The organism is Massilia sp. LXY-5 (genome assembly GCF_059801075.1).
The window spans coordinates 165,522-189,121 of sequence record NZ_JBNNEH010000003.1 but is presented as its reverse complement, the minus strand read 5'-3'; the positions used below and the strand labels follow the sequence as shown (position 1 = coordinate 189,121).

General features: G+C 66.9%; 20 protein-coding genes. 7 read left to right on the top strand and 13 right to left on the bottom strand.

Annotated features, from left to right (window positions below; all coding sequences use genetic code 11):
- Positions 1-122: 122 nt before the first annotated feature.
- From ACI48I_RS09850 to ACI48I_RS09805, 10 genes are all read right to left on the bottom strand, one after another.
- Complete coding sequence (locus ACI48I_RS09850) at positions 123-1,055, bottom strand: cytochrome c oxidase assembly protein (RefSeq protein ID WP_498574066.1); 933 nt, start codon at positions 1,053-1,055, stop codon at positions 123-125.
- Positions 1,016-1,351, bottom strand: coding sequence for a hypothetical protein (locus ACI48I_RS09845; protein WP_498574065.1), 336 nt, complete (start codon positions 1,349-1,351; stop codon positions 1,016-1,018). The genes ACI48I_RS09850 and ACI48I_RS09845 overlap by 40 nt, the downstream gene beginning before the upstream one ends.
- Positions 1,352-1,362: 11 nt before the next feature.
- On the bottom strand, positions 1,363-1,977 hold the full coding sequence (locus ACI48I_RS09840; RefSeq protein WP_498574064.1) for a cytochrome c oxidase subunit 3: 615 nt from the start codon (positions 1,975-1,977) through the stop codon (positions 1,363-1,365).
- The gene (ctaD, locus tag ACI48I_RS09835; protein ID WP_498574063.1) at positions 1,974-3,890 is read right to left on the bottom strand and encodes a cytochrome c oxidase subunit I; all 1,917 of its coding nucleotides are present in this window, start codon (positions 3,888-3,890) and stop codon (positions 1,974-1,976) included. Before ctaD ends, ACI48I_RS09840 begins: the two co-directional genes overlap by 4 nt.
- A complete protein-coding gene (gene coxB, locus ACI48I_RS09830) occupies positions 3,887-4,903 on the bottom strand; it encodes a cytochrome c oxidase subunit II (RefSeq protein ID WP_498574062.1) in 1,017 nt (338 codons plus the stop codon). The genes ctaD and coxB overlap by 4 nt, the downstream gene beginning before the upstream one ends.
- A 2-nt stretch (positions 4,904-4,905) precedes the next feature.
- On the bottom strand, positions 4,906-5,460 hold the full coding sequence (locus tag ACI48I_RS09825) for a c-type cytochrome (RefSeq protein ID WP_193687079.1): 555 nt from the start codon (positions 5,458-5,460) through the stop codon (positions 4,906-4,908).
- Positions 5,457-6,260: a substrate-binding domain-containing protein gene (locus tag ACI48I_RS09820; protein ID WP_498574061.1), complete on the bottom strand. Its 804-nt coding sequence runs from the start codon at positions 6,258-6,260 to the stop codon at positions 5,457-5,459. Before ACI48I_RS09820 ends, ACI48I_RS09825 begins: the two co-directional genes overlap by 4 nt.
- Complete coding sequence (locus ACI48I_RS09815) at positions 6,241-8,028, bottom strand: methanol/ethanol family PQQ-dependent dehydrogenase (protein WP_498574060.1); 1,788 nt, start codon at positions 8,026-8,028, stop codon at positions 6,241-6,243. The genes ACI48I_RS09820 and ACI48I_RS09815 overlap by 20 nt, the downstream gene beginning before the upstream one ends.
- A 175-nt stretch (positions 8,029-8,203) precedes the next feature.
- A complete protein-coding gene (locus tag ACI48I_RS09810; RefSeq protein WP_498574059.1) occupies positions 8,204-9,079 on the bottom strand; it encodes a DUF3494 domain-containing protein in 876 nt (291 codons plus the stop codon).
- Between the two features lie 216 nt (positions 9,080-9,295).
- A complete protein-coding gene (locus ACI48I_RS09805; protein ID WP_498574058.1) occupies positions 9,296-10,186 on the bottom strand; it encodes a LysR family transcriptional regulator in 891 nt (296 codons plus the stop codon).
- A gap of 235 nt (positions 10,187-10,421) precedes the next feature.
- Between ACI48I_RS09805 and ACI48I_RS09800 the strand changes: the two genes are divergently transcribed.
- From ACI48I_RS09800 to ACI48I_RS09775, 6 genes are all read left to right on the top strand, one after another.
- Positions 10,422-11,117: an RraA family protein gene (locus ACI48I_RS09800; protein ID WP_498574057.1), complete on the top strand. Its 696-nt coding sequence runs from the start codon at positions 10,422-10,424 to the stop codon at positions 11,115-11,117.
- A complete protein-coding gene (locus tag ACI48I_RS09795; protein WP_498574056.1) occupies positions 11,114-12,055 on the top strand; it encodes a hydroxyacid dehydrogenase in 942 nt (313 codons plus the stop codon). The genes ACI48I_RS09800 and ACI48I_RS09795 overlap by 4 nt, the downstream gene beginning before the upstream one ends.
- Positions 12,056-12,118: 63 nt before the next feature.
- The gene (locus tag ACI48I_RS09790) at positions 12,119-13,444 is read left to right on the top strand and encodes an MFS transporter (protein ID WP_498574055.1); all 1,326 of its coding nucleotides are present in this window, start codon (positions 12,119-12,121) and stop codon (positions 13,442-13,444) included.
- Between the two features lie 46 nt (positions 13,445-13,490).
- Positions 13,491-14,462, top strand: coding sequence for a tripartite tricarboxylate transporter substrate binding protein (locus ACI48I_RS09785; protein WP_498574054.1), 972 nt, complete (start codon positions 13,491-13,493; stop codon positions 14,460-14,462).
- Between the two features lie 141 nt (positions 14,463-14,603).
- Positions 14,604-15,656: a porin gene (locus ACI48I_RS09780; RefSeq protein ID WP_498574053.1), complete on the top strand. Its 1,053-nt coding sequence runs from the start codon at positions 14,604-14,606 to the stop codon at positions 15,654-15,656.
- 100 nt (positions 15,657-15,756) lie between these two features.
- Positions 15,757-17,364, top strand: a complete 1,608-nt coding sequence (locus tag ACI48I_RS09775) for an MFS transporter (RefSeq protein ID WP_193687088.1) — start codon at positions 15,757-15,759, stop codon at positions 17,362-17,364.
- 6 nt (positions 17,365-17,370) lie between these two features.
- Here ACI48I_RS09775 and ACI48I_RS09770 read toward each other — a convergent pair whose 3' ends face one another.
- Positions 17,371-18,357, bottom strand: a complete 987-nt coding sequence (locus tag ACI48I_RS09770) for a Bug family tripartite tricarboxylate transporter substrate binding protein (RefSeq protein ID WP_498574526.1) — start codon at positions 18,355-18,357, stop codon at positions 17,371-17,373.
- Positions 18,358-18,548: 191 nt separating this feature from the next.
- On the opposite strand from ACI48I_RS09770, the gene ACI48I_RS09765 reads away from it, so the two are divergent.
- Positions 18,549-20,048 carry a CitMHS family transporter gene (locus tag ACI48I_RS09765; RefSeq protein ID WP_498574052.1) on the top strand — a complete coding sequence of 500 codons (1,500 nt, stop codon included), beginning with the start codon at positions 18,549-18,551 and terminating at the stop codon, positions 20,046-20,048.
- 64 nt (positions 20,049-20,112) lie between these two features.
- On the opposite strand, the gene ACI48I_RS09760 is transcribed toward ACI48I_RS09765, so the two are convergent.
- Both ACI48I_RS09760 and ACI48I_RS09755 read right to left on the bottom strand, forming a co-directional pair.
- Positions 20,113-21,069 (bottom strand): IS1595 family transposase, encoded by a 957-nt coding sequence (locus tag ACI48I_RS09760; protein WP_193687090.1) that lies wholly within the window; start codon positions 21,067-21,069, stop codon positions 20,113-20,115.
- A gap of 97 nt (positions 21,070-21,166) precedes the next feature.
- Positions 21,167-23,596, bottom strand: a complete 2,430-nt coding sequence (locus tag ACI48I_RS09755) for a hybrid sensor histidine kinase/response regulator (RefSeq protein ID WP_498574525.1) — start codon at positions 23,594-23,596, stop codon at positions 21,167-21,169.
- Positions 23,597-23,600 lie beyond the last annotated feature (4 nt).

The following is a 23,600-nucleotide window of genomic DNA, read 5'->3' as shown; positions in this document are numbered from 1 at the left end:
GAATGCTGCGCCCTGTCAGGGCACTCACGTTTCGTCCGATCGATGACGAACGGGTTGATCATCAGTTCCATACGCGTGGGCACAAGTGCCCACCCTACGGTGCGCGCCCGCCCGAAGCGAGTTCACACGATGCGGCTAGCGCCCTCCCCCTGCGGCGCAGGCCTCCCCAGCCATTTCGACACCAGCGCCAGCCCGGCGATCAGGTAGGCCAGCCCTCCCGGCACCCACATGATCAAACCGCCGAGCTGCTGGTCTTCCAGCGCATCCATGCCGAAGGCTTCGCCGGCGCCGATATAGCTCGGATACCAGACCACGCCCGACCAGGTCAGCAGCGCGCCGAGGGCGCCCGTGTGCGCCATGGTCGTGAAGATGTAGAGCATCGACAAGCCCCTCTGCGGGCGGAAGCCGCCGTCGCCGAGCACGGCCCACCAGAACAGCAGCGCCGAACCGAGGAAGCTCACATGCTGCAGCGTGTGGATGGCATTGCTGTGCAGCGCCGCCTCGAACAGCAGCGGCGCGTGCCACAGCCACAGGACGGCCGCATGAAACAGCCAGGCGAACACCGGCATGGTCAACAGCGCCCAGCCGGCCTGCACGCCGCCCGTACGCACCGCGGCGGCGACCGGACGCCGCCAGCCGGGGGGCAGGCCCCACATCCAGAGCGCGAACGGACGCCCCAGCACCAGCAGCGGCGCGGCGACGATCATCATCGCTTCGTGCTGCAGCATGTGCGCCGAGAACAGCTGGGTGCCCATCGCGTCCAGCGGCGACACCAGCGCGGCGACCAGCGCCAGCCAGCCGCCGAAGAACCAGCAGGCGCGGCGCCGCAGCTGCGCGCGCCCGTCACCGGATTTTTTCCACAAGCGCACCAGGCCCACACCGTAGAGCAGCGCGGAGAGGCCCAGGCAAATCACCACCCAGGGCTCGAAGGTCCAGCCGGGTGCGGGGGGCGCAGGTGCCGCCACGTCGTGCGCATGCGCGGCGCCGGACAGGAACAGGACGAGCGTGCCGCAGATCAGCCGTAGCACGGCGACACCATCCAGATCGGCAGCCATTCGGCCAGCACCACCAGCGCAGACAGCAGCCCGCACAACGTCGCCACCTGGCTCAGGAAGCGGCGCCGCGATTGGTCCGGCGTTTCGCCCGGTCCCGCCAGCGCGCGCGCGCGCTGCCAGTTCAGCAGCGCACCGAAGGTGACGAGCAGGCAGGCCAGCAGGCTGCAGATCGTCAGCACGTGCAGCGTGCTGGTGTCCTGCCCCGCGCAGCTGGGCGAGGTGAGCGCGTAGGCGACGCCCGCGTTGGCGAGGGCGATCGAAGGGGCAAGCAGCATGGCGGGCCAGTTCGGCATCATTGTTCGCGCCCTTACAGGCGCGCTCCCCAGTAGATGACGGCATAGATCGGCAGCCAGCTGCCGACCACGAAATACCAGTACATGGCGTTCTCGCTGACGTCGACGAAACGTTTACCTTCGAGCGGCCCGGTGAACATCAGCACGGCCAGCACCGTGGTGTCGATGGTGTCGGTGACCAGGTGGGTCGTATGCAGGGCCAGCAGCATCCAGACCACCGAGCCGTAGGCGTTCGAATCCCATCTCGTGTTCAGGGCGCCGAACTCGAACACGCGCACGACAAGAAAGGCCAGCGCGAACAGCAGGCAGGCGACCAGCCACCAGCGCGCACGCTGTTTGTCCTCGCGCTCGGCAGCGCGCTTGGCCAGCTGGTTCGGCACCAGGCTGGCCAGCATGATCAGGGTATTCAGGCCGCCCCAGAACAGCTCCGGCGCGCGGTTGACCGGCCAGGTCTGGGAGTGGCTGCGCAGGTAGAAATACACGACCACGGTAATCGCGAAGACGGTGCCCTCGATCAGCATCAGCCCCATCGTGCCCCACCACATCATGCTGTGCGAACCGTAGACATAGGTCGGCAGCCGGGCGACGTCGATGTCGTGCGTGGTGACGTTGGTATCGACCTTGTTCATGGCTTGACCTCGCGCTCGATGTTCTGCTGCGTGGGACCGCGTTTCGGCCAGAACCAGATGACCAGCGGCGGCGTGCACAGCACCGCGCCCCAGACGATCGCCCAGGGGGTGAAGATCGAGCCGATGAACAGCACCGTCACGGCGACCGCCGACACGAAGGGCCAGGGGCTCGATTCGGGCATCACCGCGCGGTGATTCGGCACGGCGTCGTTCACGCTGGTGACCAGCACTTCGCGGCGGTCATCGGCCAGGCCCCTCACGGTGCCGGCCACGCCATCCTTGCTCCACAGCGGAAAACGCGAGCCCACCACCGGCGGGCGCGGGAAATTGCCGGGCGACGGAGGGGAGGACGTCGCCCACTCGAGGGTGCCGGCAGCCCAGGGATCGGCGCCGGCCATGTCGCCGCGCTTGCGGCTGAGCAGGACGTTGACGACGAAGAGCAGGATGCCGACCGCCAGGATGGCGGCGCCGATGGTCGAGATCAGGTTCAGCAAGCCCCACCCCATCTCGGCCGGATAGGTATAGACCCGGCGCGGCATGCCGCGCAGGCCGGCGATGTGCATCGGGAAAAACGCCACGTTGAAGCCGACGAACATCAGCCAGAAGTTCCATTTCCCGAGGCGCTCGCCCATCATGCGGCCCGTGAACTTGGGGAACCAGTAATAAAAGGCGCCGAACAGCGGGAACACGGCGCCGCCGATCAGCACGTAATGCAGGTGGGCCACGACAAAGAAGGTGTCGTGCACCTGCAGGTCGAGCGAGACCGAGGCCAGCATCACCCCGGTCAGGCCGCCGATCAGCAGGATGAAGAAAAAGGAGAGCGCGAACAGCATCGGCGTGCGGAAGTTCAGGCGTCCGGCCCACAAGGTGGCGATCCAGCAGAACATCTGGGCCGCGGTCGGAATCGCGATCATGGCGCTGGCCGCCGTGAAGAAGCTTTTACCGAGTTCGGGCACATTGGTGGCGAACATGTGGTGCACCCACAGGCTGAAGGCGAGGAAGGCGGTGGCGATGATCGCCAGCACCATCACCGGATAGCCGTAGATCGGGCGGCGCGCAAAGGTGGCGATGATCGAGGACATGAAGCCCAGCGGCGGGATGAAGATCAGGTAGACCTCGGGGTGGCCGAAGAACCAGAACAGGTGCTGCCACAGGACGACGTCGCCGCCTTCGGCCGGGTTGTAGAAATGCGTTCCCACCAGGCGGTCGGTGATCAGGGCGGTACTGGCCAGCATCACCGACGGCATGGCGAACATCACCATGAAGGAGGTAACCAGCATGGTCCAGACGAACAGGGGCATGCGGTTCAGGGTCATGCCGGGCGCGCGCATCTTGAAAATGGTCGTGATCAGGATCACCGCCTCCAGCAGGCCCGAAAGCTCCGTGTAGGTGATCAGCTGGGCCCAGAAATCCGTCCGCTTGCCGGGAGAGTATTCGGGGCCGGCCAGCGGCGGGTAGGCGAACCAGCCGGCGTCGGGGCCGATGTCGAGGATGAAGGCGGCGTACAGCATCAGGCCGCCGAACAGGAAGATCCAGTAGGCGAAGGCGTTCATGCGCGGGAAGGCGATGCCGCGCGCGCCGATCATCAGCGGCACCAGGTAGGTCGCCACCGCCTGCATCACCGGCACCGCGAACAGGAACATCATCGTGGTGCCGTGCATGGTGAACAGCTGGTTGTAGAAGTCCGGGCCGATCAGTTTGTTGTCCGGGACGGTCAGCTGCAGGCGGATCAGCAGCGCCAGCACGCCGCCGGCGGCGAAGAAGCCGAAGGTGGTGAGCATGAAGCGCACGCTGATGGTCTTGTGGTTGATCGCGGAGAGCCAGCCGATGAGGCCCGGCGGATCGCTCCAGGTGCGGTCCAGCACGGCATTGCAGGGTTCGACCACCGCGTCGACAGCCGGGCTCGGGTTCATTTGAGCGTCTCCAGGTAAGCCATCAATGCCTCCAGCTCGTGTGCGGACAGGGGCGTGGCAGGCATGTTCGCCCCTTTCTTGAATTTTTGGGGGTCGAGGATCCAGGCCGCCAGGTATTGCGGCGTGTTGGGCAAGGTGCCCGAGGCGAGCATGCTGCGGCTGGCCAGGTGGGTCAGGTCGGGGCCGAGCCGGGCGCCCGCCTCGGTGCCGGCCACCGTGTGGCACATGGCGCAGGTGCTGCGCATGAAGACCTCGAGTCCCTGCTTCTGCAGTGCGGTCGCGGGCGCGGGGGCAGGCAGCCGCTGGCGTGCGGCCCAGGCTTCGTACTCGGCAGGCGGATGGGCGACGACCGTAAACGCCATCAGCGCGTGCTCGAAGCCGCAGAACTCGGCGCACTGGCCCCGATACACGCCAGGCTGGTCGGCGCGGAAGTGCAGCAGCGAGGTGCGGCCCGGTATCAGGTCCTTCTTGCCGTGCAGGCTGGGCGCCCAGAAGCTGTGGATGACGTCGGCGCTGTTCAGCTTGAGGATGACGGGTTTGCCGGCCGGGACGTGGATCTCGTTGGCGGCGTCGAACATGCGCGAAGGCTCGTCGTCCAGGTAGCGCGCGCCCCACCACCACATGTGGCCTGTGACCTCGATGCGCACCGCATCCTTCAGCGGCAGGCGCGCCAGGCGGCGCTCGGTGACGAAGTCAGCCACGATCAGCACCACCAGCAGCACGATCGAGATCGCGACGCCGATGACGACCGGCCGGCCCAGCTTCGGTTCGGGCTGGTCGAGTGTGGAGACGTCCGGCGCCAGTTGGACCTTGCTGTGCGGCGCGCGCCAGATCGCATACAGGAAGGCGGCCAGCACGGCCGCGAACACCAGGGTGCAGATCAGCAGCGTCAGGCGCCACAGGTCGTGGATCCCGGCGGCCTGCACGCCGAGCGGCTCGAGCGCGTTCTGCGCCGGCACAGCCGCCGCCAGCTTCGAAGCGCCCAGCAACAGGAAGGACATCAGCGCGCGCATGCTCATCCTTTCGGCGTCGCGGCAGCGTCGGCGGCGTCTTTCGGCTCGGCCTTCTCGCGCCGGCCTTCGGGCGGCGCGGTCTGGAATTCGTCGCTGCGCGAAGGCGCCGCATCTTCCCTCACCTGCCCGCTCATCGAGCGTACATAGGCGACCAGCTGCCACACCTGTTCGTTCGTGAGGTGGCCGCCGAAGGCCGGCATGCCGTTCGGGCGCCCCTGCACGATGGTCGCGTAGATGTTCGCCGGCTCGCTGCCGTAGCTCCATTTGTCGTCCATCAGGGCCGGCCCCATGCCGCCGCCGCCCTGGCCATGGCAACCGCTGCAATTAAATTTGCGGAACATCGATTTGCCTTGCGAGAGCGCATAGGCGTTCTCCTCGTAGCCGTTCGGGACGGCGGCCGCGATCCGCTTCGCGCCCGGCTCGATCTCGCTCTGGCGCACGGCCGACACGGTCGCGTCGCGCGGTTCCGCCGGTGCCGGCGGATTCGGGCGCTCCTCGCGGTAGCAGCCTGCCAGGCCGGCCAGCAAGGCCAGCATCAAACACACCGGTGCCTTCATCGCCCCTCCCCTTTGTCCGTGCGCGGGACGTGGTATTGCGCCAGGATGCCGTCGATCTCGCCCTGCCTGCGCGTGAGGACGCCCTCGAGTTCGGCCAGCAGCGCCTTGTTGCCGCGCTTGACGCCGAGCGCCACGTCGAATTCGAAGGGTTCCGGCGTGCCGGCCGGCGGCCTGGCGATGCTGACCTTGAGCGGCAGCTGCGCGCGCGCGGCAAACCAGCCGGCCTGCGGTCCCCACAGCAAGGCGGCGTCGATCTCGCCGGCGTCGACCGCGTGCACCATGCGCTCTGCGGCCGGGCCGTCGCCGAAAATCGTAAAACCGGTGACGTTCGCGGTGGCGCCGGCGCGCGAGAGCGCGTGCCCGGCGGGCGTGGCCGCCATGTCGTTGCCGATCAGTTGCACGCCGATGCGGCGTTCGCGGATCGCGGGACTGCCGAAATCGGGCACCGGGTCCGCCCTGCGCGTCACAAACACATAGGCCGAGCGGTAATACGGCCTGGTCGTGGCGACGCGCTCGAAATCGGCCGGCACGCCGATCAGCAGGTCGCACATGCCGGCGCCGATCGTGCGCCGCACGAAACCGCGGCGCTGCGGCCACCAGTCGTATTCCAGCGTGGCGTGCAGGTCCTGCGCGATCAGTTCGGCGATCTTGTTTTCGAAGCCGTCACCTTCCTGGTTCGAGTACGGCAGGTTGTCGGGATCGGCGCAGACCCGCAACTGGCGCGGTTCATCGGCCTGCGCGGCCGCGCTCAAGGCCAACGCGGCCGCCGCAAACAGCAGCTTACGGAAGGGCGAAGACATACAGCATCCCTCCCTTGGCGGTGTATTTCGGCAGGTCGCGGGTCAGGTTGATCATACCGGTGGCCGCCGTGCCGTCGCGCGGATCGATCTCGCCGGCGACGATGGTGCCGGCCCAGCCGCCGATCCCCGACAGCACCGCGACGTACTGCTTGCCGTCCGGCCCGCGGTAGGACACCGGCTGGCCGATGATCCCGGAACCGACCTTGTACTGCCACAGCAGCTTGCCGGTCTTGCCGTCGAGGCCCTTGAACCAGCCGTCCATGGTGCCGTAGAAGACGACGTCGCCGGCGGTGGCGAGCGCGCCGCTCCAGACCGGGAAGTTTTCCTTGATGCTCCAGACCTTCTTGCGCGCGACCGGGTCCCAGGCCGCGAATTCGCCGCGGTGGCCGCCCGGACCGGCGTACTGCTTGATGCTGGCGCCGACATAGGGCGTGCCGGCGATATAGCTGGTCTCGAAGGTCTCCGCATCCTGGCAGATGTTCTGCATCGGCAGGTACAGCAGCTTCGTGCGCGGCGACCAGGCGGACGGTTGCCAGTCCTTCGCGCCCGACGAGGCCGGGCAGATGTCGCGCACCGCCTTACCCGCCTGCGGGTCCTTGGCCGGGTTGTAGACCAGCTTGCCGGTCTGGAGGTCGACCCGGGTGCTGGTCGTAATCGTGGCGTAGGGACTGGCCGAGAGCACCTGGCCGCTCGCGCGGTCGAGCACATACAGATAGCCGTTGCGGTCCGGGTGCAGGATCACCTTGCGCTGCTTGCCGTCGATCGGCATCTCGGCCAGCACGTTCTCGTTGACGCCGTCGTAGTCGTGCAGATCGTGCGGGCTCCACTGGTAGTACCAGACCGCCTCCCCGGTGTCCGGCTTGCGCGCGAAGATCCCGGAGGTCCACTTGTTGTCGCCGGGCCGCTGCTCCGGATTCCAGGGTCCCGGATTGCCGGTGCCGTAATACACCAGGTCGGTCTCGGGATCGTAGGTGAGGAAGCCCCAGACCGTGCCGCCGCCGATCTTCCAGCTGTCGCCGGGCCAGCTGCGCGTGCCCAGGTCCTTGCCGCGGTCCTGCGCATAGAAGGGTTTGAACGAGGGCCCGATCAGGACTTCCTTGTCGGGGCCGGTGCTGTAGGCGCGCCAGGCGATCTTGCCGGTGTTGGCGTCGAGCGCCGTGAGCCAGCCGCGCACGCCCAGTTCGCCGCCGCTGTTTCCGACCAGGACCTTGCCCTTGACCACGATCGGCGCCATGGTGACGGTTTCGCCCTTGTCGATGCTGCCCAGCCGCGTGCGCCAGAGCTCCTTGCCGGTGGCGGCGTCGAGGGCGATCGTGTCCATGTCGAGGGTATTGAAAAAGATCTTGCCGTCGGCGTAGACGAGGCCGCGGTTGACCACGTCGCAGCAGGCCACGCCCTGCGCGCTGGCGCGCGGCTTGGGATCGTATTTCCACTTCTGCGGCGCGCCGGGTTTCGTCAGGTCGAGCGCGTAAACCAGGTTCGGATAGGGCGTGACGATGAACATCGTGTTGTCCGCCACCACCGGCGCCGCTTCATGGCCGCGCAGCACGCCGGTCGAGAAGGTGAACGCGAGGCTGAGTTTATTCAGGTTGGCCGGGGTGATTTCCCCTAGCGGGCTGAAGCGCGTGTTGCCGTAATCGTGGGCGGCCATGCGCCAGTCGCCGTCGGCAGCCGCAGCCGCAGCAGGTTCAGCCGCGAATGCCGGCGCCGTGGCGCCTGCCAGGAGAGTCAGGGCTGCAAGAGTGAGGGCTGAAAGAGTCGCTTTCATTGACTGCCTTATCCGGAGATCGGTGAAGCTGCGAATAAGGAAATTGTATTGAGATGTAAGCGGCCCGATTGTGCGGCATTTAACTCTGCCGTGGCGAAACTTGCAATTGAAATATAGGTTTTCTATCGTCCCGGCCGGGACGATGCCGAGGACGGTATCGAGACCGCCCTCCCGCTCAGGCGGCGGCTGTTTTCAGCCCGGCACGCCGGCCGCGCCGCAATACGCCGACCGTGCACAGGCCCAGTGCGAACAAGGCCAGGCTGGCCGGCTCCGGTACGTCGGAAGGCGGCAGGACGGCCACGCCGAAACCGCCGTAGCCACCGCTGCCGTAGTCACCGCCCAGGCTGGTCGGGGAATAGGCATTGCAGTCGTTGGAAACGGTGTTGCCGATCATCGTGACCGCCGCCCCCAGCGCCAGCGCCCGTCCGCATGCAATGCTGGAAGCGGACCCGAAGCTCACGCTTTGCTGGGCCAGGATATTTCCCGCAAAAACGGCATCCGCGCCCAGGGTGGCCGAGCTGCCCACCTGGAAGTAGATCCCGTTGGTGCTGGTGCCGTTGAGCACGTTGACGAAGGAATTCGCCGCCGTGACCAGCGTGCTGCCGATCTGGAAGACGATGACGCCGTTCGGGTCGTTGGCAAAATCGATCGTCATGCTGCCGGTCAGTGCCGCCGACGACGAGAAACGATAGACGCCTGAGCCAAGCACGCCGACGCTGCCGAGGTCCTGGCCGCTCAGGTCGATACCGCCGGCCAGGGCCGCAAGCCGCTCGTACGATGAGCGCGCATCGGCCTGTGCCCGGACCGCAATCGCATCGGTCTGGTGGATGGCGCCGCCCGAGGCGAAGGTGACGCTGTCGGTACCGGTGATCGACGAACCAGGTGCGACGCCCAGGTCGCCGTGCAGCGTGGTGGCGTTGGTGTTCGTGACCGTTTCAGCCCCCAGCACGGCAAATTGCTGGGCGCCCCCGAGGAAAGGCAGTACGCCGGCATTCGCGGAACCGCAGGCCAGTGCCAGCATCAGCGGCAGGATCAATTTGTTGGTGTTCATGTTCTCTCCAGGTGTTTGTCTCATCAATGCCATGCCACGACCCATGCCGTGCGGGCTACACCTGAAGAGAATTGCATTTATTGCAATAATATTAACATCAAAACACCCCACTCGCCGTTCAGCTCAGCAATATTTACGTAAACTGCCCAATGTTCGTTTCCGAACGGAAGCGCAGACATGGGGCGGCGTCCACAGCCGGCGAGCCTCCTGCCCTCCTCAGCCCAGCAAGATGGCGCCCCGCGTGCGCAAGACTGCCGACATGCGTTGCATGACCGGGGAAATATAGCCTGATCTCCTGTAGGTCAGGCCCAGGCAGCGGCGCATGGTTGTCTCCGGCAGCTCGACTTCGCGCAGGTTCGCCCTGCCCGAGCGCAGATTAAAACGTGTGACAAAACCCAGCAGCGGGGTTTTCTCCAGGATCGGCAGGATCATGTTCAGCACATTCGATTCGATCTGGATCTGGGGGCGCGGCAGGCCGTTGCGCTCGAAGGTCTGGTCGAGGAACTGGCGGCTGGCTACGCCGATCGGCGGCAGGATCCATTTATAGTCGAGCAGGTCCGGCAAGGCATACTCACCCTGGAAGATGCGATGATCGCTGGCGGCCATCACCACGACGACGTCCTCAGCGAACTGTTCGGACTCGAGCTCCTCGTCGGCGTCGACCACCGGCCCCACCACCAGGTCGAGCTGCCCCTCGCGCAGGGCGCGCAGGATCTGGTCGTTCATGGCCACCATCAGCTCCACTTTTACATCGGGCGCCTCGGCCAGCAAATCCTGGAAGACGGACGGCATCAGGTGCTGGGCCAGGGTCGGGACGCAGCCGACGCGGATCGTGCCGCGCAGCCCGCTCGCATGTTCCTGCAGCTCGCGCGAGGTGTCTTCGACCATGATCGCCAGGCGCCGCGCACGCGCCAGCAGGGCGGTCCCAGCCGCCGTCAGGCGCATGTGGCGCCCGCTCTTTTCGAACAGCTGGGCGCCCAGGTCCGCCTCGAGCCGGTCGATGCATTTGGTGAGCGCCGGCTGGGTGCGGAACAGGCGCTCGGCGGCGCGCCCCAGGTTGCCTTCGGTGGCAATCACCTCGAAGTAACGCAAGTCGCGGAAGTCCATGACCTATTCCTGAAAGTTTAAGAATTCAAAAAATAAGTGAATATACATTATAGATTGGCCTTCCTATACTCGAATCCATACTTAACCACGTGCCGCCACAGGCAGGACACGGGAACAAGACGGAGACACGCACTACCCGCAGCATTGCACCAATCGGTGCGGCTGCCTCCTGTCGAACCGCCCGTGTACAGCACCTGTTGGCACGCCGCTTCACTCCATCGACAAGGATCCAGCAATGAGCCAATTTTCCCTCCCTGAAGTCATCCGCGATTTCGACCGCGTCGACCCCGCCCTGGTCAAGGCAGCTGCCCAGTACCAGGCCTCGATCCTGGCCGACGTGGCCGGCCGCCGCGGCACCCTGTGCAGCCGCGTCGCTCCCCTCTCCCCCAGCATGCGCATCGCCGGCCCGGCCCTGACGGTCGAAGTGCGCCCCGGCGACAACCTCATGATCCACGCCGCGATGTCGCTTGCAAAACCGGGCGACGTGCTCGTCATCGACGGCAAGGGCGACGAAACCTGCGCCCTGATGGGCGAGATCATGGTGTCGCAGTGCATGGCCCTGGGCCTGGCCGGCGTCGTCGTCTACGGCTCGGTGCGCGACACGGAAGCCATCCGCGAACTCGGCTTCCCGGTATTCGCCGTCGGCGCCAACCCGAACGGCCCGACGAAAGTGGTGCCGGGCCGCGTCAACTGGCCGGTCTCGCTCGGCGGCGCGGTCGTCAACCCCGGTGACCTGGTCGTGGCCGACGCCGACGGCGTGGTCGTGGTCGAAACCAGCAAGGCCGGCCTCGTGGTCGAACTGGCGGCGAAAAAAGTAGCCGACGAAACGGCGCGTCTGGAAGGCATCCGCAGCGGCGCCCAGCTGCGCCCGTCCTGGCTCGACGACGCCCTGCGCAAGGCCGGCGTCGTGATGGAAGGAGCCGCATCGTGAGCGCTTCTCAATCCGATAAAGACGTCATCCTCGTCACCGGCGCCGACCTCGCGCCGCAAGCAGTCGCCCTGCTCTCGGACTTCGAGATCGTCTATGCGGGCAAGGAGTGCCCGGAAGATGCGCTCGAGGCGCTGTGCCGCCAGTTCGAACCGGTGGCCATCATCGTGCGCTACGGCCGCATCTCGGAGCGGGTGATCGCCGCTTCTCCCAAACTGCGCGTGATCTCGAAGCACGGCACCGGCATCGACAACATCGATTCGAACGCCGCCAGGGCGCGCGGCATCGTGGTGCGCGCCGCCGTCGGCGCCAACGCCGCGGCCGTCGCCGAGCACACCTGGGCCCTGATCCTGGCCTGCGCCAAGAACGTGGTGCAGTTAGATAGCCGCATGCGTGCCGGCCACTGGGACAAGGCCACCCATAAAAGCCTGGAGCTGAAAGGCCGCACCCTCGGCCTGGTCGGCCTGGGCGCCATCGGCCGCCGCGTCGCCGACGTCGGCACGGCGTTGGGCATGCGCGTGATCGCCTACGATCCGTTCGCAACGAGTGTGCCGGAAGGGATCGAGCGCCGCGAACTGGCCGAGGTGATCGCCACGTCCGACGTGCTGTCCCTGCACTGCCCGCTCACCGCGGACAACGCGAAGATGATCAACGCCCAGACCCTGACCACCATGCGCGACGGCGCGATCGTCGTGAATACGGCGCGCGGCGGCCTGATCGACGAAGCGGCGCTGGCCGAGGCGCTCACCAGCGGCAAGCTGCGCGCGGCGGGACTCGACAGCTTCCAGGTCGAGCCCTTCGTCGCAGGCGGCCACGCCTTCACCGGCTTGCATAATGCGATCCTGTCGCCGCACATCGGCGGCGTGACCTCCGATGCGTATGTCGGCATGGGCACCGCAGCGGCACGCAACATCCTGGACGAGCTGGCGGTTACCGTTTGAGGTGACTCGTTGGGTGGACGGGGAACCCGACCACCCAACGACGCAGAAATTTGGAGGAAGACAATGACTACTACAACGAGAGACCACGCCCACCTGGAAAAGGAGACCGTCAGCAAGGTCACCTGGCGCCTGATGCCATTCCTGATCGTGTGCTACCTGCTGGCCTTTATCGACCGCGGCAACATCGGCATGGCGGCCCTGCAGATGAACAAGGATATCGGCATCACGCCGCAGATCTTCGGCTTCGCGAGCAGCCTGTTCTTCATCGCCTATTTCTTCTTCGAGGTGCCCAGCAACCTGGCCCTGCAGAAGTTCGGCGCCCGCAAATGGATCGCCCGCATCATGATCACCTGGGGCCTGGTCTCGGCCGGCAACGCCCTGGTGCAGGGCGCCAATTCGCTCTACTTCCTGCGCTTCCTGCTGGGCGCGGCCGAAGCGGGCTTCTTCCCCGGCGTAATGCTCTACATGACCTACTGGATCCCGGCCGCCTACCGCGCGCGCTTCGTCGCCGTGTTCATGGTCGCCGTGCCGATGGCCAGCTTCATCGGTTCGCCGATTTCCGCCCTGCTGCTGCAGGCCGACGGCGTGCTCGGCCTGCGCGGCTGGCAGTGGCTGTTCATCCTCGAAGGCCTGCCGACGGTCGTGATGGGACTGGTCTGCCTGTTCTACCTGACCGATCGTCCGGAACAGGCCAAATGGCTCACGCTTGAACAGCGCACCTGGCTGTCGGCGCGCATGGAGCGTGAACGCAGCGAGAAGAAGGCCGGCGCCCACGTCCCGCTCTGGAAGCTGTTCCGCAGCAAGGAAGTGATCGGCATGGCCCTGGTCTGCTCGACCGCCTCCGCCGCCGGCAGCGTGCTCGGCGTCTGGCAGCCGCAATTGATCAAGTCCTTCGGCCTGACCGTCATGCAGACCGGCCTGCTCAATTCGGTGCCCTATGCCGTCGCCGCAGTGCTGATGGTCTGGTGGGCCCGCCGCTCCGACCGCAAGGGCGAGCGCCGCTGGCATACCGTCATTCCGCTGGCCCTGATCGCCATCGGCATGCTCGGCACCCTGCTCATCAAGTCGCTGCCGCTCACCATCATGCTGTTGACCTTCGTACTGGTCGGCGCCTATTCGTTCAAGGGTCCGTTCTGGGCGCTGAGCACGGGCTGGCTGTCGGCCGGCTCGGCCGCGGCGGGACTGGCGGGCATCAACGCCGCCTCCAACCTGATCGGCGGCGGGCTGATGATCAATGTCTACGGCTGGATCAAGGCCGCCACCGGCAGCCATGCACTGGCCCTGGCGCCGATCGCGCTGCTGGCCATCATGAGCATCACGGTGCTGCTTTCCCTGAGCCGGCAGGCGCAGCGGGCAGCACCTGCAGCAGGCAGCAAGATCGCGGCATAAGACCGCGCCCCCCAGTTCGCCAACGATTGATAACAACGGAGACAGCATGAACACACTTACCCGCAGCATCCTCACCCTTGCGCTGCTTGGGGCCAGCGCGCTGGCCTCGGCCGGGGAGGCCTGGCCGAAACAGCCGATCCGCCTGGTCGTGCCCTTCCCGCCGGGAGGCGGTACCGACATCATCGCCCGCGTCGTCGGCAACAAGCTGACCGAGACGCGCAAGTGGGTGATCGTGGTCGACAACCGTCCCGGCGCCGGCGGCAACATCGGCATGGACCTGGTCGCCAAGTCGAAACCCGACGGCTACACGATCGGCCTGGGACAGACCTCGAACCTGGCGGTCAACCCGACCCTGTACACGAAACTGCCCTACGATCCGGTCAAGGATTTCGCGCCGGTCAGCACCGTCGCCGACGCGCCGCTGGTGCTGGTCGTGGCCAGCAACTCGCCGTACAAGACCCTGGCCGACGTGGTCGCCGCCGCCAAGGCCAAGCCCGGCCAGATCACCCTGGCCACGCCCGGCAACGGCACGGTCGCCCACCTGACCGGAGAGTTGTTCCAGAAGGCGGCCCACATCGACCTGCAGCACGTGCCGTATAAAGGCTCGTCGCAGGCCATCACCGACCTGCTGGGCGGCTCGGTCCAGGTCTTCATGTCCTCGGTGCCGACGGCGCTGTCGCAGATCCGCGGCGGCACCATGCGCGCCCTGGCCGTGACCTCCTCGCAGCGCGCGGACGACCTGCCCAACGTCCCGACCATCAACGAATCGGGCTACAAGGGCTTCGATGCCCGCACCTGGTTCGGCGTGGTCGCGCCGGCCGGCACCCCGCCCGCCATCGTCGCCGAGCTGAACGCCGAGATCAACAAGGTGCTGGCGATGCCGGAAGTGCGCAAGAAAATCACCGTCGAAGGCGGCGACGTGATGGGCGGCAGCCCCGAGCAGTTCGGCGCGCTGATCAAGACCGAAATCCCACGCTGGGGCAAGGTCGTCAAGGATTCCGGCGCGCGCATCGACTAAGCCGGTGTTACCCCCGTCCGCCATCACGCGGGCTTCATTTTCCTGACAAAAAAAATTTTCCGCAGCTTACGCGGAGGACCCGTGCCGTCCGCCCCTTCGCGGGACGGACCGGCACGTTCACGACAACACGGAGACAAACCAATGAACAAGACTTGCCTGACCCTCGCCCTCGCCGCCCTGGCCGCCACCAATGCCTGCGCCGAATCGAGCGTCACGGTCTACGGATCGATCGATGCCAGCATGCGCTACCAGACCAATGTGGACGCCGCCGGCAACGGCATGTGGAACGTCGCATCGGGGAATTACTATTCCAACCGCCTGGGCTTTCGCGGCGTGGAAGACCTGGGTGGCGGCCTGAAGGCACGCTTCACCCTGGAGAGCGGCTTCGCCAGCGACACCGGCGCACTCGACAACACGAATAACGTGCTGTTCAACCGTACCGCCTCGGTCGGCCTCAGCGGCGCCTGGGGCAGTATCGATGTCGGCCGCATGTACACGCTTGCCTTCCGCACCGAAAAATTCCTCGACCCCTTCGACCACCACTACACCCCGATCGTGCCCCTGTCCTCGGGCGCCGGCACGACTTTGCCGGCCGCGGCAAGGACCGCCGGCCTGAGTGCGAGCGCCTCGTCCGGCACGCGCTTCAACAACAATATCGAGTATTCGAAGGTCATGGGACCGCTGACGGTGCGCGCCGAACTCGCGGCCGGCGAAGTGGCGGGCGACAGCAGCCGGGGCGCGGCCCAGGCCGTCGCCTTCTCCTACGACAACAAGTCCCTGCTGCTGGCCGGCGCCTACACCCACAAGGAAACCCCGACCGGCTTCGCCAACCGCGCCTGGGTCGCCGGTGCCGGCTACAATATCGGGAACACCACGGTCAAGCTGGCCCACTCGCGCGAAGAACAGGACGCCGGCGCCGTCGACTACCGCAACCAGATCACCTGGGCCGGCGCCACCTATCAGGCGACGCCCGCCCTCGACCTCACCCTGGCCTTCTACCACTCGCGCTACAACGGCCCGGCCGCGGCCGAAGGCAAGCGCGACCTGCTGCTGTTCGGCGCCAGCTACGCGCTCAGCAAGCGCACCAACCTGTACGCCGAACTCGACCTGAACCGCTACGACGGCGCCCTCCTCCCGACGACCGGCAAGGAACGCCAGCGCGGTGCTTCGGTCGGTATCAACCACCTGTTCTGAGGCCCCATGCGGCGGCGACCGGCTCCTTGCTGGCCGGTTGCGCCGGCATGGCGGCCGGTTTCGTTATACTGGCTTACCTGTTCAGCAAGGTGGTCTGCCCATGCCCGCTTCCGCGTCTCCCGATTCCCCAACTCCGGCGCCTTCCGTGCCGGCCTCGCTGGCACCCCTGCTTCACCCCACCTTCCGCATGCTGTGGAGCGCCTGGTTCGCCGCCAACCTGTGCATGTGGATGAACGACGTGGCCGCAGCCTGGATGATGACCTCGCTCACCAGGGACCCGATCTGGATCGCCCTGGTGCAAACCGCGTCGACGCTGCCCGTCTTCCTGCTCGGCCTGCCCAGCGGCGCACTGGCCGACAACGTCGACCGGCGCCGCTATTTCATCCTGACCCAGTTCTGGGTCGCCGCCGTGGCGGTCGCCACCTGCCTCGCCGTCCTTTCCGGCGGCATGACGGCGCCGCTCCTGCTGCTGCTCACTTTTACGAACGGCATCGGCCTGGCGATGCGCTGGCCCGTGTTCGCCGCCATCGTGCCGGAACTGGTGACGCGCGCCCAGCTGCCGGCGGCGCTGGCCCTGAACGGGGTCGCCATGAACGCCTCGCGCATCGCCGGTCCGCTGATCGCCGGCGCCATCATCGCCAGCCTGGGCACGGTGTACGTGTTCGTCCTGAACGCGCTGCTCTCGGTCGCCACCGGCTTCGTGATCATGCGCTGGCGCCGCGAGCACGTGCCGAATCCTCTGGGGCGCGAACCGCTGCGCAGCGCAATCCGGGTCGGCGTCCAGTTCGTGCTGCAGTCCGCGCGCGTCAAGGCGGTGCTGGCGCGCATCGCCGTGTTCTTCTTCCACTCGACCGCCGTGCTGGCCCTGCTGCCGCTGGTGGCGCGCAACCTGAATGGCGACGCCGCCACCTTCACCCTGCTGCTGGCCTCGATGGGCAGCGGCGCCATCGTCGCCGTGCTGTTCCTGCCGCGCCTGCGCCAGGCCATGACGCGCGATACGCTGGTGCGCAATGGCGCCCTGCTGCATGCGGCGATGACCCTGACCGTCGCGCTGAGCGGCCACCTGGTGCTCTCGATGGCGGCCATGCTGTTGTCGGGCGTGGCCTGGATCACGACCGCGAATTCGCTGAGCGTGTCGATCCAGCTGGCCCTGCCCGACTGGGTCCGTGCGCGCGGGATGGCGATCTACCAGATGGCCCTGATGGGCGCGAGCGCGCTGGGCGCCGCGGCCTGGGGCCAGTGGGCGAGCATCGACAGCGTGCAAAACAGCCTGATCATCGCGGCAATGAGCGGCGCGATCGCGATGCCGGTGGTGCTGCGCCTGGTGCGCGACCCGGGCCAGGTCGAGAACCTGGCGCCTGGTGTCCCCTTCAGCGTGCCGGTTGCCGAGCGCACGCCCGAGCAGGGCCGCATCGTGATCGCGATTACCTACCGCATCGATCCGGCGCGCGCGGACGCATTCCTCGCCGTGATGCAGGAAAGCCGGCGCAGCCGCCTGGCCCAGGGCGCCCTGCGCTGGGAATTGCTGCAGGACCTGAACACGCCGGGGGAATATGTAGAGCAGATCGTCGACGTCTCCTGGACCGAGCACCTGCGCCGGGTCCAGCGCATCACGCAGGCCGATGTCGCCCTGCGCGAACGCAAGTTCGCCTTCCATATCGGAGAAGAGCCGCCGCGGCTGACCCGGCGCCTCGTGCTGGCGCCGTGAGCGAGGCTAGTGCGGCCGTGTCAGGTTGAACTGCTCCGCCTGCCGGTCGTAATTCGCGACGGCCTGCTTCACGTAGCGGGTCAGCGCATCGCCGGTCAGCGCGAACGGATAGAGCCCGGCCTGGGTGCGCATGCGCTCGAATTCGGGCTGCGTCTCCATGCCGGCAAAGGCGGCGACCCAGCGCTGGTAATCCTTCTCCGGCACGTCCGCCCCCATGTACACGCCGCGAATCACCGGCCACACCGCATCGTAGCCCTGCTCGCGCGCGGTCGGCACGTTTGCCAGCACGCCCGGCAGGCGGTGTTCGGACAGCACGGCCAGCACCCTCACCTTGCCGGGGTTGAGCAGGGCCTCGGAGACGTCGCCCGAAATCGCCTGGACATAGCCCGCCTCCATGGCGATGAATTGCTCGCCGCCGCCCTCCAGCGCAACGAAGCGCATCTTGCGCGGATCGAGGCCGGCCTGGCGCGCCAGCAGCGCCATCTTCATCCAGTCCTGGCTGCCGATGGTGCCGGACATGCCGATCAGGACCCGCTTCGGCTCGCGCCGCATCGCCTTCAACAGCTCGCCCAGCGTGCGGTAGGGAGAATTGGCCGGCACGGCGATCATGCCGTAGTCGGCGGCAAAGGCCGCGACCCAGCGCACGTCGTCGACGCTGGCCTTGCCGAACTTGCCGCGCGCCAGGTTCAGCACCGAGCCGCCCGAAAACGCGACCAGGGTATTCGGCTCGCCGCGCCGTTGCGACACCAGGGTGTGCCAGGCCACGGCGCCGACCCCGCCGGGGAGATAGCTCAGCTTCAAGGGGGGGCCGCCCGCCGCATCCTGCAGGGCCTTGCGGGCCAGCTTGCAGGTCAGGTCCATGGCGCCGCCCGGTTTCGAGGGAACCAGGCACTCGGCGTCGGCGGCGTTCGCAGCATGCGCCGCGGCGGCCGGCAGGCAGGCCAGCGCCAGGATCGGCAACAGGAGATTACGCAGGATGTTCACGGTGCCCATCATAGCCGGGACGCCTGCACGGTGCACGGCCGCACTCTTGCGGTGCGCTGGCAACGCGGTGAAAGCTGTTTGAAAGCTCCATACGCATATAGTTCACGCTGATAAGAGCAATACACAACCGTGATAACGAACTGTTTGGAGCGCCTGCCTGTCCTCGCAAGGGGAAGACGGCATTCCCGAGGAGAAAGAAGATGTTGACCGCCCTGGCCTATGCAATGATTGTCGTGTTCATGTTCCTGATCATGACCAAGCGCCTGCCTGCCCTGGTTGCCCTGATCGTCGTGCCGATTGCCTTCGGGCTGATCGGCGGCTTCGGCGCCGGACTCGGACCGATGATGCTCACCGGTATCAAGAACCTGGCGCCGACCGGCGTCATGCTGATGTTCGCGATCCTGTATTTCGGCGTCATGATCGATGCCGGCCTGTTCGACCCTGTCATCCGCCGCATCCTGGCGCTGGTGAAAGGCGATCCGATGAAGATCGTGGTCGGCACCGCAGCGCTGGCGATGTTCGTCTCGCTCGACGGCGACGGCGCCACCACCTACATGATCACGGTGTCGGCCATGCTGCCGCTGTACAAGCGCCTCGGCATGAGCCGCCTGGTCCTGGCCTGCGTCATCATGCTCGCCGGCGGCGTCTTCAACATCCTGCCATGGGGCGGCCCGACGGCGCGCGCCGCCAGCGCGCTGGGCGTGGACGTGAGCGAGATCTTCGTGCCGATGATCCTGCCGATGATCGTGACCATCGGCTGGGTCCTGTTCGTGGCCTATGTGCTGGGCAAGCGCGAACGCAATCGCATCGGCACGCTGCAGATGGAAGCGCAGGCCAATGCACCGCAGGCAGCCAATGACAGCCTCCTGAAACCGGTGCTGGCCGAGATGGCCGTCGCGGGCCAGAAGGACGGCACCACGGGCCAGTGGCTGACGCCTGCAGGCGCCGCCGCCGCGGCCGGTGGTGCCGGTTTCGCCGAACAGCGCGGCGCCGCTGCGGCATCCCACCCGGCCGGCGCCGCCGCGTCGGCGCACAGCACCGCCGCGGAGTTCGCCGCCTCGAATGCAGCCACCGCCCGTCCGAAGCTGATCTGGGTGAACGCCGCACTGACCGCGGTCCTGATGGGCCTGCTGATCAAGGGCGCCCTGCCGCTGCCGGTGCTGTTCATGATCTTCTTCGCCATCGCGCTGATGATCAATTATCCGAAGCTGCAGGACCAGAAAGAGCGCATCGCCGAACATGCGGCCAACGTGGTGCCGGTCGTTTCGCTGATCTTCGCCGCCGGTATTTTCGTCGGCATCCTGCAGGGCACCAAGATGGTCGATGCGATCGCCACCAGCGTCATCGCCGCCGTTCCGGCCTGGATGGGTCCCTATATGGCCATCGTCACCGGCGTGCTGAGCATCCCGTTCACCTTCTTCATCTCGAACGACGCCTTCTATTTCGGCGTGGTGCCGATCCTGGCCAAGGCCGCCGCCGTGTACGGCATCAGCGCCGCCGAAATCGGCCGCGCCTCGATCATCGGCCAGCCGGTGCACCTGCTCAGCCCACTGGTGGCCTCGACCTACCTGCTGGTCGGCATGTCGGAAGTCGAGTTCGGCGACCACCAGCGCTACACCCTGATCTGGTCGATCTCGGCCTCGCTGGTGATGCTGGCGGCGGCACTCGTCTTCGGCGTGATTCCGTTCATGGGCCACTGAACGCCGCGCTCCTTGAAAAGCCTGTTCCCGCGAAGGGAGCAGGCTTTTTTTGGCGCTGTTCGCGTTAAGTGTGGAATACGCCGATTGCCGCTCGCAGCAAAGCCTCCGGCGTCTTGACGCGAGCGCCGTCGAGCGCCCAGCGCCAGCCGAGGTAGTTGCCGAGGTAACGGCTGGCAACCCCGCGAAACGGCTGTAGCCAGCCGCGCAGACGGCTGTGATAGGCGTTCACATTCTGGACGTGGATCGCGCCGCGCACCCGGATTCCTGCCTGCAAGTTCACCGCCTCATGGGTGATACCGGCTTCGCGCGCGAAATGCCGATACGCCGCATGGGCGTCCGTCACCAGCAACACGTCCGGCTCCAGCCGCACTTTCAGATGTTCGTGCAATTGCGCCCGCGTTACCGGCCCCTTGCCGGGGACCCAGTCGAGCGTCTGGCCGGTCCGGTCGCGTGCGACCAGGATGCACATCTGCTCGTTCGAAATGCCGCGTTTTGTCGCCTTTCCGCCGCGCTTGCGTGGAGGTCGATCGAGCGAGCGGGACCCTTTGTGTGATTCGAGCACATACATCTCGTCGGCCTCGGCGATCCCGGCCAGGCGCTGGGGCCGGTCGTTTTGAGTGAGCGCGAGAAAACGGTGGCGCCAGCGAAAGCTGGTGGCGCTGGCAACGCCGAGCTGCGCGGCGCTGCGCCGGATGCTGTGCGAGTCGAGCATGCCGCCCAGGTAATCGAGCCAGCGCCCTTTGTGGCGCAGGCGCGCCAGCGGCGTACCGGTGAGCGCGTTGCAGGTGCGCCCGCAAGCGCGGCAACGAAAGCGTTGCAGCCCGTTGGCGCGGCCGTGCTTGTGGAAGCGATTCGAGCCGCAACCGGGACAGGCAAGTTGCGGTGCTGCCGCCTGTTCGATGACGTCCACCGCCTGATCGCGCTTGACCGTCGGCAGCAGCAGGCCGAGCAGCCGTTCGCGCTGGCGCCGGGTCAGCGCGGCCAGGTTCTTCAGGAAGTGCTCGAACTTGCGTGCTTGCATGCGAACCTCCTCACGGGTGAAGTCCGGGTTGGACCTCAGCCGTTCAAGAAGATTCCACACTCAACGCGAACAGCGCCCTTTTTTTTGACTCGGCCCTCTACTGCAGCGAACTCAAAAATTCGCTGACGCGCGCCGGCGCAACCGGCTTGGTGAAGTGCTGGTCGAATCCGGCCTGCTTTGAACGCAGCAGGTCATCCTGCGCGCCCCAGCCCGACACGGCCACCAGGGTGCTCCCACGCAGCTCGGGCATCGCCCTGAGCGCGCGCGCCACCTCGTGGCCGCTCATGCCCGGCATGCCGATGTCGAGGAAGGCGACGTCGGGACGGAACTGCGCCGCGATCTCCAGTGCGGCCGGTCCATCGTGCGCGACCCGGACATCGTGACCGTACATCCCGAGCAGCGACGCGAGGGTGGCCGCGGCATCGACGTTGTCATCCGTGACCAGGATGCGGAAGAGTTTCGGCGCCGCGGGTTCGACTGGTACGCCATCGTCGCCGCGGCCGGCAAGCGCGCCGGCCAGCTCGAGCGGCAGCCGCACGCTGAAGGTGCTGCCCTGTCCCACGCCCGCGCTCGCCACGCTGACGGAACCGCCGTGCATCGTGACCAGCTGGCGCACGAGCGACAGGCCGATACCGAGGCCGCCCTGGGAGTGCGCCATGTTCTGACCGACCTGGCTGAACATGTCGAAGACCGACCCGAGCGATTCGGGCGGAATGCCGATCCCGTTGTCGACGACCGAGATGAGCGCTTCGCCGCCTTCGCGTTCGACGCTCAGCCTGATGGTGCCGCCCTGCGGCGTGTACTTCGCCGCATTCGTCAGCAGGTTGCCGATCACCTGGACGATGCGCGTGGCATCCGCGTTCACCGGCAGCGGCGCGGGGTGCAGCGTCAGGCTGAATGCATGGCGGCCTTTTTCGATCAGCGGCAGGCTGGTCTCGACCGCGTTCGAGACGATGCCCTTGAGGTCGTGCACTTCCTTCCTGAGCTCGAGTTTGCCGTTGGTCACGCGGGCGATGTCGAGCAGGTCGTCGATCAGGTGCGACAACTGCCGGACCTGGCGCTCGATGATCCCGCGCACGTTGACGACGACGTCCGCACTGCCCGCGCGCAGGCGCATGATCTCGAGGCCGGTCAGGATCGGCGCCAGCGGATTGCGCAGTTCGTGGGCGAGCACGGCGAGGAACTCGCTCAGGTTCTTGTTCGATCGCGCGACTTCGTCGAACAGGGCGCGCTGGTTCGCCTCGGACAGGCGCAGCGCCGCTTCGGTACGTTTGAAGGCATCGATGTTCATGACCACCGTGACCTGGCCGTCCGGCCTGCCATCGCTGCCCGCAAGCGGCACCGCGGCGATCTGGGTCCAGATCTCGCTGCCGTCGTCGCGGGTATAGAGCGCCTCGACACCGGGGACCACCCGTTCGCCGCGCAATGCGCGCGCACCCGCGAATTCCTCGCCGGCATATGACCGGCCATCGGGGTGCACGGCGCGCCAGCGCTCACGGCGGACCTCGTCGAACGAGGGCAGCACTTTGGTCGGCAAGTACTGGTGCATTTCCTGGTTCGACAGGCGCACCTTGCCTTCCTGGTCGGACACCGCAACGCCGACCGGCAAGGCCTCGAACACTGCCGACAGCATGCCCTGCGCCGCGTGCAGCGCCTGCTCCGCTTTCTTGCGGTCGCTGATATCGAGGACATTGCCGACGAATCCGAGGAAGTCGCCGGCCGCGGAAAAGCGGGGCCGGCCCGCATCGATGACCCAGCGGTAGCTGCCGTCGGCATGCAGCATCCTGTGTTCGAGGCTGAATTCCTTCTGCTGCGCGTTGGCGTCCGCGAAGTGGCGGCGCGCCGCCTCCCGGTCGTCCGGGTGGACCACACCGGTCCAGCCGAAGCCGAGGCCCTCGTCCTGGCCTTGCCCGGTGAACGCATACCAGCCGCGCGACAGGAAGGAACAGCTGCCGTCGGCTTCCGTCACCCAGAGCATGGCCGGCGCCGCATCGGCGAATTCGAGGAAACGCGACTCGCTGCGCGCCAGTGCCCGCTGCGCGAGGTGACGCTGCAAGACGACGGCCGCCTGGTTGGCCGCCACGCCCAGCAACAGGCGCTCGTGATCGGAGGGGAAGCCGGGCCGGCGCGAACCGGCGACGATGCTGCCGATGTCGCCGCCAATGCCGAGCCGGACCAGGCTCACGCGCAGCGGCTGGCCGCCGGCCGGGTCGAGAACGCCTTCCAGCGCATCGCTGCCCGGTCCTGCCGCGTCCAGCGCCGTGCGCAGCGCCGCAAGCGCAAGATCGGCCGTCGCCTCCTGCCTGCTGCGCAGGGCATCGATCGCATCGTGCCCGCCGGGTTCGGCGACCCGGACATAGGCCAGGTCCAGGTCGAGCGTCGTCAACAGGACACCGGCCAGGCTCTTGACCACGCCCTCGGGCGCCAGCTCGCCCCAGATTGCCGGCAGGGTCGACAGGGCGACGAGGTCGCGCATGGTTTGCCGCAGGCGCGCCCCTTCCGGATCGTGTGCTGCCGGGATCTCCATGCGC